The organism is Phyllobacterium sp. UNC302MFCol5.2 (assembly GCF_000686005.1).
GTDB lineage: Bacteria > Pseudomonadota > Alphaproteobacteria > Rhizobiales > Rhizobiaceae > Phyllobacterium > Phyllobacterium pellucidum.
Map to the genome: position 1 here is coordinate 214068 of NZ_JMLL01000010.1, position 12264 is coordinate 226331.

The following is a 12264-nucleotide window of genomic DNA, read 5'->3' on the forward strand; positions in this document are numbered from 1 at the left end:
TTGCGTTGGCGCTTGCGGGGTGGGGGATGTGAAGCGCCGCCGCAACCTTTAGATCAGGATCAACCCTGATTGATCGGCAGCGCCACGAAGCGCGACTGATCGTTGGTCTGGACCTGCAGGAGGACCGCCTTGCGGCCGGCCTTCGTTGCAGAGGTGATCGCCGTCTCAATGTCCGCGCCGCTCTTTACCGGCAGGTTGTTGACCGAAACGATGATGTCACCCGTGGTGATGCCCTTGTCGGCTGCGTCGCCCTGGCGGTCTACGTCGGTAACCACGACACCCTTGCCGTCGTCGGAAGGCATGACGGTCAGGCCGTAGTCATCAAGAGCCGAAGGCTTTGCAGTCTCCTGGTCCGGCTGCGTGTTCTTCGAGGCCAGCTGGTCGTCGCCCGGCATCGCCTTGATCGCAACGTTCAAGGACTTTGCCTCACCCTTGCGCCATACAGTCAACTCGACATCCTTGCCCGGATTGATCGCAGCGATCTTCTTGGCAAGGTCACGTGGGTCGGAGACGGTCTCGCCGTTCACGGCCGTGATCACGTCGCCTGCCGAAACGCCAGCCTTTGCGGCGGGGCCATCAGCCTGCGGTTCGGCAACGAGAGCGCCCTTCTCTTCGGCAAGGCCAAGGGATTCAGCGATCTCCTTGTTGACCGGCTGAATCTGTACGCCAATCCAGCCACGCGAAACCGATCCGGTCTTGATGAGCTGATCGACAACGTTTTTGGCTGTCGTCGAGGGGATGGCGAAGGCGATGCCGACGCTGCCGCCCGATGGGGAGAAGATAGCGGTGTTGATGCCGACGACTTCGCCGTTGAGATTGAAGGCCGGGCCACCGGAGTTGCCGCGGTTGACGGCAGCATCGATCTGAAGGAAGTCGTCATAAGGGCCTGCGCCGATATCACGGCCGCGAGCCGAGACGATGCCCGCCGTAACGGTACCGCCGAGGCCGAACGGATTGCCGACGGCAACGACCCACTGGCCGACGCGGATCTTGTTGTCATCGCCGAACGAGACATAGGTAAACTTGCGCTTGTCATCGACCTTGAGGACGGCGAGATCGGTACGCTTGTCCTTGCCGATCAGCTTGGCGTCGAGTTCGGTGCCGTCATTCAGCACGACCGAATAGGCGCTACCGTCTTCAACGACGTGGTTGTTGGTGACGAGATAGCCGTCTTCAGAGATGAAGAAACCGGAACCCTGGGCAGTCGGACGGATGCGGTCCGGACGGTTATGATCACGCGGGCCACCCTTGCGCGGCTCCATGCGCTGGCCGCCCTGGCCACCGAAATCATAGAAGAAGCGCTTCAACGGATGGTCGTCCGGCAGCTGATCAAGGCCCGGCATGCCCCCCGAACCATCGTCGGCCGTCTGATGAACGGCGCTCTTGACGCGGACGCTCACAACGGCGGGGCTGACCTTCTCGACAACGTCGGCAAAGCCGGGCTGCTGGGGAGCATCGACACGCACGGCTTCAGCCTGAGCCGGAACGATAGCGGCGAGCGGACCCGTTGCCAGGAAGCCCCCGACGAGCGCCGAGGACAACATTGCGGCAGCGATGCCCTTGCGGAAGTGTGAGGACTTGCGAATATTCGGCATGAATGTATCTCCTTGAAAGTCCGATCGTTAGGAGGACGATCGCTTTATAGCAGTAGTGATACAGATAGGAACGTTACCCCGCTATTTCCGCAACATGACAAATTTGTAAGATTGACGTTGTACGACATGTGGAAAGCTGGCTACAAACCGCAGGCGCTTCCACCTTCTGTTACCTGGAGACACCCATGCCGCCGCTTGGCTCAACGCTGCGTATCCATAAGCCTTACGAAGGCGTTTATGCCTTCTATGATGGACGGATTGACGGGGTGCGCGCCTATTCCGAACGTCCCAACTGGCTGGATGACGGCGCTTATTCGCTTGGCGTATGTTCCTATGCACTGCTGTCTGGAGATGAGGCGCTTGTCTATGACACGAGCATTTCTCTTCCCCACGCCCGAATAATTCGCAAGACCCTCGAAGATGCCGGAGCAAGCAGGATTACGGTCGTGCTGAGCCACTGGCATGTGGATCACGTTGCCGGCAACGAAGTTTTCGCCGATTGCGAGATCATCGCCAATAGCCTGACGGAAAAGGCGTTGCGCAATCATCGCGACAATCTGGAAAACAGGGATCCGCCAATCCGCCCGCTGGTCATGCCCAACCGCATTTTCGAGGATGAATTGAGCTTGAAGATCGGTGCGTTCGAGGTCGATTTACGCGTCGTCGATATTCACAGCCGCGATGGCACGATGCTGCTGCTGCCGGCAATGGAACTATTGTTTGCCGGCGATGCGCTCGAGGATCCGATAACCTATGTCGCTGAACCCACCAGGCTGAAAGAGCATCTTGCCGATCTCGCCCGCATGGCGACCTGGGATTTCTCGAAGATCCTGCCCAATCATGGCGCGGAGGATATCATTGTCGCGGGCGGTTATGGGGCGAGCCTTATCGATGCAACAAGAAACTATGTCGAGAAGCTGATCACGGTGCGCCAAAACAGGGATCTCGCGAGCGACGACCTTCAAGCATTTGCAGAAGAGGATTTTCGGTCGGGAGCGATCCATTATTTCGCTCCCTACGAGGTCGTGCACCGCGAGAACATCAAGGCAGTTCTCTCGGGAGAAGCGGAAGAATAGTCCGCCTTATTCCTTCGGAGCGGCGAAGATCTTTTTCAACTCGCGTTTTTCGCCATCCGTAAGCGGTGTGATCTGCGCAGGATTAGCGCGACGCCGCTGTATCGAAATAAGAATGGCGAATCCTCCGGCAACAAGCGCAGCGATCGGGAAGCCCCAAAGCAGGAGCGTCGAGAACTGCAACCGCGGTTTCAGAAGCACGAACTCGCCATAGCGCGCGACAAGAAAGTCGAGCACCTGCTGGTCAGTATCGCCCGCGACCAGTCGCTCGCGCACCAACAACCGCAAGTCCTTGGCAAGATCGGCGTTCGAATCGTCGATCGACTCGTTCTGGCAAACCATGCAGCGCAATTCTGCCGAGATGGTACGGGCACGTTTCTCCAGGGCCGGATTGCTCAACATTTCGTCAGGCGACACCGCCTGCGCTGCGCCAGCCAGGCACAAAGAGAGGCCGAGGATAATTAGAACGAGCAGGCGCTTCATGCCGTCGCCCGCGCCTTCGATATCTTCGCTTTCGCGGGAGCACCAATGCGAAGACGCCGGTCGAACAGCGAGAGACAGCCGCCAGCCATCATCGCAACGCCGCCGAGCCAGATCAGAGTGACCAACGGTTTCCACCACACCCTCACAACGACGCCGCCATCCTTGGCCGCATCGCCGAGCGAAACATAGAGCTGGCTGAACCAGAACGTCTTGATGCCCGCCTCCGTCGTCTGCATCTTGCGGACGGGGAAGAAACGCTTTGACGAAAGGAGAACCGTCACTTCGGTACCCGAACTGTTAAGGACCGTAAAGTGACCCTGATCTTCGGTGTAGTTGGACGATTTCACGGACTCGGTCCGGTCAAAACGCAACGTATAACCGCCCGCGGCGATGGTATCGCCGGGCTTCATCACGAGAACGCTTTCCGTTGCAAAAGTCGACACCGCCACAATGCCGAGCAGAGTGACGCCGAGTCCGAAATGCGCGAGCGTCGTGCCGAAAACCGAACGCGGCAGACCGACGAGGCGCTGGAAGGCAGTGCTTGCAGAGGTCTTGCCGAAACCGGTCTTGAGAACGAGATCGGTGATCGCGCCAAGCATCAGCCACACTGCAAGACCGATACCAAACGCCGCGAGAACGCCGGACGCCGACGTCTGGTAGAGCACGAGACCAACGGCAATGAGCGCGATAAAGAACGCGGCCATCAATCGTTGCGCTACGGCGAGAATATCTCCGCGCTTCCAGGCAAGGAGCGGTCCGAACGGCACCGCGGCCAGCAACGGTAGCATCAGCGGGCCGAAGGTGAGATTGAAAAAGGGCGCGCCCACCGAAATCTTCTCGCCGGTCAGCGATTCGAGCAGCAGCGGGTAAAGGGTGCCGATCAGCACGGTTGCCGCGGCCGTTGTCAGGAAGAGGTTGTTGAAGACGAGCGCCCCTTCGCGCGAAATCGGCTGGAACGGGCCGCCGGGTTCCAGCGTCTGCGCCCTCCAGGCGAAGAGCGCCAGCGATCCGCCGATGAAGAGCACAAGGATCGCAAGGATGAACAGGCCGCGTCCCGGATCGGTCGCAAAGGTATGAACCGACGTCAGCACGCCGGAGCGAACGAGGAATGTGCCCAGCAATGACAGCGAGAACGTGAGGATCGCGAGCAGTATCGTCCAAATTTTCAGCGCCGAGCGCTTCTCCATGACGAGCGCCGAGTGCAGCAGCGCCGTTCCCGCAAGCCACGGCATGAAGGAAGCGTTCTCGACCGGATCCCAGAACCACCAGCCGCCCCAACCAAGCTCGTAATAGGCCCAGTAGGAGCCCATGGCGATGCCGCCGGTCAGGAACAGCCAGGCGGTCAAAGCCCATGGGCGCACCCAGCGCGCCCAGGCGGCGTCGATCCGGCCATCGATCAGGGCCGCGACGGCGAAGGAAAAGCAGACCGAGAACCCGACATAGCCGAGATAAAGCATGGGCGGATGAATGGCGAGGCCGATATCCTGCAAGATCGGATTGAGATCCTGGCCTTCGATCGGCGCAGGATTGATGCGGGTGAAGGGGTTGGACGTCGCCACGATGAACAGAAGGAAGGCACTGCCGATCCAGGCCTGCACACCCAGAACATTGGCTTTGAGCGCAGGTGGCAAATTATTGCCGAAGAAAGCGACGAGCGCGCTGAAGAAGCTGAGGATCAGCACCCAAAGCAGCATGGAGCCTTCGTGGTTGCCCCATACGCCGGTGAATTTATAGAGCAGCGGCTTTTGCGAATGGGAATTCTCAAAGACGTTCTGCACCGAGAAATCGGATAGGACATAGGCTGTCGTCAACGCAACGAAGGAGAGCGCGATCAGGGCGAAGACCGTGAAGGCCGCGGGAACTGCGACCGCCATCATCCGCTCGTCGTTGCGGCGCGCGCCCAGAACAGGCAGGACCGCCTGCACTATCGACAAGGCAAGGGCGAGTACCAGCGCGAAATGTCCAAGTTCCACTGTCATTGCTGCTTTGCCTCCCCTTGCCAGACACCCTTGGCTTTCAGACTGTCTGCAACCTCCTTGGGCATGTAGTTCTCATCATGCTTGGCGAGGACGCTATCGGCAACGAATGCACCGCCCGGCGTGAACCTGCCCTCGATCACCACCCCCTGGTCCTCACGGAAGAGGTCCGGCAAAATGCCCTCAAACGTCACAGGCACGCTTTTGATGTGATCGGTAACGGCGAAACTTACTTTCGCGCCCTCACCGCGCACGACGGTGCCCTTTTCGACGAGCCCGCCCAGCCGGAAGCGCGACTCCGACTGCATATCGGTTGCCTGAATATCCGACGGCATGCGAAAGAAGGCGATCTTCTGCTGAAGCGCAAACAGCACGAGCGCTGCCGCGACGCCGAGAACGAGCAGCCCGCCGCCGATCACCGAAAGCCGTTTCTGTTTGCGCGTCATCAATTCTTCTCCGGCGTCCCGGGCTCGTCTTCAAGCCCGAGGTCCTTGGCAACCGCATCAAGCTGAGCGACCTTGTCGGCACTCAGAACCAACTTTGCACGCCCAAGCGCTTCAATCGCATCGTTTGGGCGGTTGAGAACCACGTAGGAGCGAACCAGCCGTTCCCAGCCCTCCACATCATCAGGCGATTGTTTCAATTTTTCGGCAAGCCCGGCGACCATCGTTTCGATCATCTCGGCACGATCCTGGCTGCTCATGCCGGCTGCCGCTTCGACCTGCGAGGCATCGGGGCCCGTCTTTTCGACATTGCTGACATCCGGCGCATCACCCGAGATTTCCTGGTCCAACCTGGTCAACGCGGCCTGCGCCTGATCGCGCCATGGAACGTCCGCGGGTGCTTCGACCAAAAGCTTTCTGATCAGATCGCGGGCTTCCGTGAGGCGACCCTGCTGCATCCACCCGTCAATGATGAAAAATTGCGGACGCATGTCCTTTGGATCGAGTTCAAGCGCGTGCTTGAAGACCGCCTCCGCCTCAGGCGTGACCTTGCCGTCGGCGGCAGCCGTCATCGCCTGCCCGAGGCCCAGTTGCCGCGTCGCGGTGTCGCCATTGAGGCGGATTGCGTTCTGGAACGCGGTTATCGCATCGGCAGGCCGGCCAATGCGAAGATAGATAGGCGCAAGCACCTCCCAGCCCTGCCCATCGTCCGGATTGAGCGTGAGGTGAGCCTCGGCGCGCGCTATTAGCTCGGCGGGCGTACTTTGATCCGGCGGGCGCGACAGACGCTCGGCCAGCGGCTGTGCCGGAAGATCAGGCGAGCCCGTCTTCGTATAAATGCCCCAGGAAATCAATGGAATGGCAATTACGGTTGCGAGCGTGAGCCATTCGCGCAACGCACTTTTCTGCGGACGAATGCTTGTCCTGTCGATTTCGACGGCCTTTGCAGATTTCAGCAGGCGGCGGCCGATCTCGGCCCGCGCCTGTTCGCTGCTCACATGGTCGATGAGCCCTCGCCGCTCGTCCGCGTCAAGTTCAAGCAGCTGATCGCGATAGACTTCGACATCATATTGACTGTCCGATGCCGATGGCTTGACGCGGCGCGTCAAGGGCAGAAGCACGAGCAACGTCGCGCCCACGGTTAAAATTGCAGCGGATATCCAGAAAACCATGGGTTGAGACATAGACTCCCATCCGCCTAAAATCCAAGGGATTTCGCAGATAGGGCATTTCGCCGCAAAACTAAAATGTGATCAGATTGCTGCTATGTAAGCGGTGTCCAGCTGCCGTCTTCATTTCGGCAAGCCGTCCCGCGCGCTGATTGCGGGGTGCCGTCTATCCTCACGGTATGCGTGTACTGGCGGCAATTTTGCGATCCCACCTGATAGGGCTGCGCGGCAACGACCTCCCCGGAGCGAGTGCCAGTGCTGTTCTTCCACTCGACGGTCTTGCCGGCGGGAGAATACTCCAATGCCTGGTATTCGGCTTGCAGGGCGCGCTTGCGATCGGAGGCATCGAGCGACGCATTGCCGACCAGCCCATTGCCGAGGGCTGCAATCACGCCGGAGGCCGGCGCCTTTGCGCCTCCAGTGAGGCCGCTGATGGTTCCGCCGCCACTTTTCGATGCTGAGGTCGTCGAGCAGCCGGCGAGGAGTGCGACCGCTAGGAGGGAAATGGCAATCTCAAGTTTCATCATCTGTCCGTCTACAAATACATCAAATACATGGGCAGCAATCGTTTATGGCCTGATTGAGCGCCGTCTTGCAAGCCTCATTCAGGTTCCGGCGACGGGCAGTGTCAAACGGGCGCTCAAGCCGCCAAGATCGGCACTGCGTTCCAGCCGAAGTGTGCCGCCATATTCACGCACGGTGTCGTGGACGATGGAAAGCCCAAGACCGGTGCCCGGCTTGCTCTCGTCAAGTCGCTTGCCTCGCGTCAGGGCATCCTTGATCTGTTCGGGGGCGAGCCCCGATCCATCGTCATCGACGCTGATCTCGAATCCGGCATCTACCTGGCTGAGCCTAAGCCTGATGACGCTATTTCCCCATTTGCCGGCGTTCTCAAGGAGATTGCCGACCATTTCTTCAAGGTCTTCCTGTTCGCCTGCAAAGATGGCATCGTCCATATAATTGTCGAAGCGTACCTCCTTATCGGGATTGAGCTTCGCAGTTACGCGCACCAACCGTTCGAGAATCGGCGTCACCGGCGCTCGAAACACCACGCTGTCGCGCTGGGCGGCGACGCGGGCGCGTTGCAGATAGTGCTGGACCTGTACCTGCATAGCCGCGCTCTGCTCGGCGATGAGGCGCCCCTCGGTGCCGCCGATCGTGCGGCTTTCATTGACGAGCACGGAAAGCGGCGTCTTCAGCGAATGGGCGAGGTTTCCGACCTGGGTTCGCGACCGTTCCATGATGCGGCGATTGTTGTCGATCAACGCATTCATCTCGCGGGCAAGCGGCGCGATCTCATCGGGCAGGTTCTCATTGAGGCGTGTTACCTTGCCTTCGCGAATGTCGGTAAGGCTCCTTCGTACACGGTCGAGGGGTCTCAGGCCGAAAAGGATGACGGCAGCGTTGATCAGCGTGCCGCCCAAGCCGAAGATACCGAGGTAAAAATACAGCGTATGGCGAAAATTGGCGATTTCGCCTTCAACTTCGCTGAGATTGCCCATGACGCGGAACCGGGCGACACGGTTCTCCGCGTCGAGGACGACCTCCGTTTCGACGACAGAGAGCTGCTGCCCATTTGGCCCCTCTTCCGTGTATGAGCGCTGGAACGAGGTGTCGAAGGGAACGAGGAGCGTGGACGGCGAGTCGATGCTCTTGTCGCCAAGCGAAATGGAGCGGAGCGAGCCCTTGAGATTGTCACCCACCGGCTCGAGCGACCAATACCAGCCCGACATCGGGCTGGAATAGCGCACTTCTCCAGGATCGGGGCGGCCTGCAAGTGTGCCGTCATTGACGCTGACCGACGCGATGACGCTGAAGAGATGGGCCGAGAGCAATTGCTTGAAGCTTTGCAGGCGCGCCTCGCCATAGAGCGCCGAGATGATCGTGGCGATCGCGAAAAACGAAATGATGGTCCAGAGCGTCGACAGGGTGATGACGCGCAGGGAAAGCGAACGCAGGCTGGGAAGATAGCTGCTCAGGCGGATGTTCACGCGTCGCCCTTTGTCGTTGTGGTGATCGAAAGGTGGTCAGCAGGCGGCAGGCGGGACACAATCAGGACTTGCTGTCCTGTGACTTGATCCGGTAGCCCATGCCGCGGATCGTTTCGATCAGATCCATGCCCATCTTCTTGCGCAGACGTCCAACAAAGACTTCGATCGTATTGGAATCTCGGTCAAAATCCTGGTCGTAAAGATGCTCGACGAGTTCGGTGCGCGAGACCACTTCGTCCATATGATGCATCAGGTAGGATAGAAGGCGAAACTCGTGCGAGGTCAATTTCAGCGGCGTGCCGTTGACCGTGGCTTTCGATGTCTTCGTGTCCAGCCGCAACGGTCCGCATGTAATCTCTGACGAAGCATGTCCTGCGGCGCGGCGGATAAGGGCACGCAGGCGCGCTAGAACTTCCTCGATGTGAAAGGGCTTCGCCACATAATCGTCCGCCCCGGCATCGATGCCGGCAACCTTGTCGCTCCAGCGATCGCGCGCCGTGAGCAACAGGACCGGCATGCTGCGGTTGTCCCGCCGCCACTTTTCAAGAACCGTCAGGCCGTCCATCTGCGGCAGACCGATATCCAGCACTGCCGCGTCATAGGGCTCCGTATCCCCCAGGAAGTGCCCCTCCTCGCCGTCAAAAGCCTTGTCGACCACATAACCGGCCTCGGTCAGCGCTTCGACCAATTGGCGATTGAGGTCACGATCATCTTCGACGACGAGTATTCTCATCCATTGTTTCCCAAGCGCAAACTCAGTTTGCCGGTACGGCCACTTCGACGCGGCGTGGCCGTTCGCCATCCCGGCCTGGAATGAGCACCACGACAACGCATACTTCCTTGCCGTTCTGCACAACGGACGTGGCGCGCGCAAGGGTGCCGCCTTGCGAGTCCGCGACCTGTTGGCCGACAGACGAACAATCCGCGGCTTGGGCGCTGCCGGCCCCAAGGACGCCAGCGACCGATATAAGGCCCGCAAGGGGCAGGGAGAAAATCAGGTGTTTCATCATGGCGTTATTAGTATCGCTTGGTGTCTGAACGATGCATGAACAGTTGGGATGCAAAGGGCAGGATTGCCACTACGTCACGCCTTTTAACACTATATTTCTTTACGTGAAATGAGCGACGTCGCACTTATGCGGCCAAATAGCGCTGCGATTCCGCTGAGCGCGGTCATGAACTGTACGATGGTTGCGGTGAGCTCGGCCGGTTGGACATGCTCAACGGAAATGTTGAAGAAGCCCGAGCAGGACAGCAAAACCGTAACGATCGATGCCCAGATCGTCTTCGAAAGGTACCAGGGTTTTTCATTGGTCATAATCAAATCCCTTTTAAAAATGGCTTTATTTCAATAGTTTATGGCGAATTGCCAAATGAGCCTGCCGGCTGGGTCCCGTGACGGCCGAAATCATCGCGACGTAGAAGTCAAAGTCTGCATCAGGATTGCCCAAGTCGTCCCGGCGCTGTTGCAAGCCATAAAACCAGCTCGGACCAGCAACCTCCGCGGAACGCACCACGCGCTCGCCAAGGCGAATCTCGATGCGGTAGGCCTCTCGTTCCTCGCCGAGTGGTATGTCGGCGGCAAGCCAACTATCCGCATCGATTCGGCCGCGCCTGATCCAGCGGAAGCGCAAATCGCCATTGGCCTCAAGGCTTGTTTGCAGGTGCACCGGCTCAAGCGGTTGCAGAGCGCGCAGGCCAGCCGTCGCCGCGACGGTCGAATAGAATTGGTCGGTAAATTCCTCGCCGGACGCTCCGATGCGCCAATTCAGGGTAAGCCCCGCCTCCTGCGGTTTCAGTCCGATCGGCGCGACGGCACGGTCGAGAAGGATCAATGTCGTACCCGCCGGCCTTGCTTCACGCGCTTCCCGCTCTGTTCCGCATTGCCCACGCAACAGCCCGGACAGCCGCCAGCGATCGCTCTCAACCTCTTCCGCGTTCTGACACTGCAGCATTTCCCAATGGCCGTCTGCGGTCGCCAGCAAAGCAGTGTTGCCGCCGTTGAGCATTTGCGAAAGGGTAATTGACCGCAATTCGCTGGAGTGGAGATGAACTTCGAGGAATTGCCCGTAGATGAGCCGCCCGCTTGTGTCACGGCCGGCGAGAGGAACAGTCAGTTCGCCCATTGTGGCCTGGTCTGCCAGCTTCGTCCGGGCTTCGAAGCCCGACATTTCCGGTGACGCGTAGGCGCTGACCCCACGCCAGGGCTTGGCGAGAGCCGCAATCCGGAATTGATCCGCAGGCTTTTCAATCCCAGGCCACATCGGCAGATCGATGAGTTCGAAATGCGGCTTCCCGACAATCATGACGCTACCGGCAACGGTGGCCGCAGGAAGGTCTGCCTTGGCGGGGTAGTGGACGTGGCGCGACATCGCCCTCGCGGCAACGCGGCGTGTTCCGCCATCCTCGATGGAGGTGACCACGAAAACCGATGCGGCATTCTCGCCGGGGAGCCTGATCTTGTCGCCGGGTTTCAGCGCCGCGTGCTTCCAAGGGAGTTCGCACACGAGCGAACGGCGTGCGGCTCGGCGCGCTTGCAGCCGCTCCTCGGCCAGCGAAACGGCCTGTCCCTCATCGATCATTCCTGCAAGGGTGAGGTTTTCCGTTCCTTTGCCATCGGGCCGTTCGGCGAAGGCCACTGCCCCCTGAAAGTCGAGCAAGGGGTCGCGATAGGCAATTTCGACGCGCGACGGCTGATCCATCAACTCGTCCAACCGCCATTTGACCGGGCCGGAATCCTCCTGTTCCACTAACTCGTCGATGAGAGCCGCCTCGCCGCTGAGCCGCGAACTGCTTCTGAAGATCAGCCGCCCGCCATCCTCGAAGGCGTCGATCCCGAAAAGCGTCAACAACGGCTCGATCGCCGCCCGCACGCTTGTGGGCTCATCGATGACGTAGCCGCTGACGAAGCCGTCGACGGCGCTTGTGTCGAAATTTGTCGCCCCAAAATCGCGGAGGATCGCCGAGAGGAGCTCGTCCAGCGCCACGCCGGAGAGCCGTCCGTTCAGCCAGTGACCGGTGGTCCAGTTGCCTCCGTCTGCCCATAGCTTGCGATTGAGCGGGAACTCCGGAAACGGTCGCGTGTCCCAGGCCCAGACATAGAGGCGCTCCTTGTCCAGCATCTGGCCACCGCCGCCCGCAATCCAATGACTGAAGTGCGCGCGCAAATAGCGGTTCTGGGCAAGATCATTGCGCCCGTGGTCCGAGAAATAGGGAAATGCGCCTTCAGAAGATTTCATGTCCGGAAAGACATTCGGCTGGTTCGGCCCCTTGTCGGCCGCCGGACATCCAAGCTCCGTAAGCCAGACCGGCTTCATCATCGGCCGCCAGGCGGTCGGCGTGGCGCTTTCAACCCCGCCGATGCGGTTGAAATGCAGGTTCTGGCACCAGCTCGGAATGTCCTTGTAGCGGTAGATCCATGGCTTGCCTCGCCCATCGGTGATCGGCGTCCGCTTTCGCGTCGTCCGGTCGGCGCTGGATGCATAGTACCAATCAAACCCTTCACCGGAGCAATCTGCGATCGCAAGGCGGCGA

General features: G+C 59.8%; 12 protein-coding genes. 1 reads left to right on the forward strand and 11 read right to left on the reverse strand.

Annotated elements, in window-relative coordinates:
- Nucleotides 1–59 precede the first annotated feature (59 nt).
- The gene (locus BR48_RS0102935) at nucleotides 60–1595 is read right to left on the reverse strand and encodes a Do family serine endopeptidase (protein ID WP_027229935.1); all 1536 of its coding nucleotides are present in this window, start codon (nucleotides 1593–1595) and stop codon (nucleotides 60–62) included.
- A gap of 185 nt (nucleotides 1596–1780) precedes the next feature.
- On the opposite strand from BR48_RS0102935, the gene BR48_RS0102940 reads away from it, so the two are divergent.
- Nucleotides 1781–2671: an MBL fold metallo-hydrolase gene (locus BR48_RS0102940; RefSeq protein WP_027229936.1), complete on the forward strand. Its 891-nt coding sequence runs from the start codon at nucleotides 1781–1783 to the stop codon at nucleotides 2669–2671.
- A gap of 6 nt (nucleotides 2672–2677) precedes the next feature.
- Here the strand turns inward: BR48_RS0102940 and BR48_RS0102945 are convergent, their stop codons facing one another.
- The 10 genes from BR48_RS0102945 to BR48_RS26565 form a co-directional block, all read right to left on the reverse strand.
- A complete protein-coding gene (locus BR48_RS0102945; RefSeq protein WP_027229937.1) occupies nucleotides 2678–3151 on the reverse strand; it encodes a cytochrome c-type biogenesis protein in 474 nt (157 codons plus the stop codon).
- Nucleotides 3148–5130 carry a heme lyase CcmF/NrfE family subunit gene (locus BR48_RS0102950; RefSeq protein ID WP_027229938.1) on the reverse strand — a complete coding sequence of 661 codons (1983 nt, stop codon included), beginning with the start codon at nucleotides 5128–5130 and terminating at the stop codon, nucleotides 3148–3150. The genes BR48_RS0102945 and BR48_RS0102950 overlap by 4 nt, the downstream gene beginning before the upstream one ends.
- Complete coding sequence (ccmE, locus tag BR48_RS0102955) at nucleotides 5127–5573, reverse strand: cytochrome c maturation protein CcmE (protein ID WP_027229939.1); 447 nt, start codon at nucleotides 5571–5573, stop codon at nucleotides 5127–5129. Before ccmE ends, BR48_RS0102950 begins: the two co-directional genes overlap by 4 nt.
- Entirely contained in the window at nucleotides 5573–6754 is a 1182-nt protein-coding gene (gene ccmI, locus BR48_RS0102960) for a c-type cytochrome biogenesis protein CcmI (protein WP_155810797.1), read from the reverse strand. The genes ccmE and ccmI overlap by 1 nt, the downstream gene beginning before the upstream one ends.
- 80 nt (nucleotides 6755–6834) lie before the next feature.
- Nucleotides 6835–7263: a membrane protein gene (locus BR48_RS0102965; RefSeq protein ID WP_027229941.1), complete on the reverse strand. Its 429-nt coding sequence runs from the start codon at nucleotides 7261–7263 to the stop codon at nucleotides 6835–6837.
- Nucleotides 7264–7344: 81 nt separating this feature from the next.
- Nucleotides 7345–8646, reverse strand: a complete 1302-nt coding sequence (locus tag BR48_RS0102970; protein ID WP_027229942.1) for a HAMP domain-containing sensor histidine kinase — start codon at nucleotides 8644–8646, stop codon at nucleotides 7345–7347.
- Between the two features lie 145 nt (nucleotides 8647–8791).
- A complete protein-coding gene (locus BR48_RS0102975; RefSeq protein WP_027229943.1) occupies nucleotides 8792–9463 on the reverse strand; it encodes a response regulator transcription factor in 672 nt (223 codons plus the stop codon).
- A 22-nt stretch (nucleotides 9464–9485) separates the two neighbouring features.
- Nucleotides 9486–9737 (reverse strand): hypothetical protein, encoded by a 252-nt coding sequence (locus tag BR48_RS0102980; protein WP_051614801.1) that lies wholly within the window; start codon nucleotides 9735–9737, stop codon nucleotides 9486–9488.
- Between the two features lie 92 nt (nucleotides 9738–9829).
- Nucleotides 9830–10048 carry a hypothetical protein gene (locus tag BR48_RS0102985; RefSeq protein WP_027229945.1) on the reverse strand — a complete coding sequence of 73 codons (219 nt, stop codon included), beginning with the start codon at nucleotides 10046–10048 and terminating at the stop codon, nucleotides 9830–9832.
- Between the two features lie 25 nt (nucleotides 10049–10073).
- Nucleotides 10074–12251 (reverse strand): glycoside hydrolase TIM-barrel-like domain-containing protein, encoded by a 2178-nt coding sequence (locus BR48_RS26565; protein ID WP_245273373.1) that lies wholly within the window; start codon nucleotides 12249–12251, stop codon nucleotides 10074–10076.
- Nucleotides 12252–12264 lie beyond the last annotated feature (13 nt).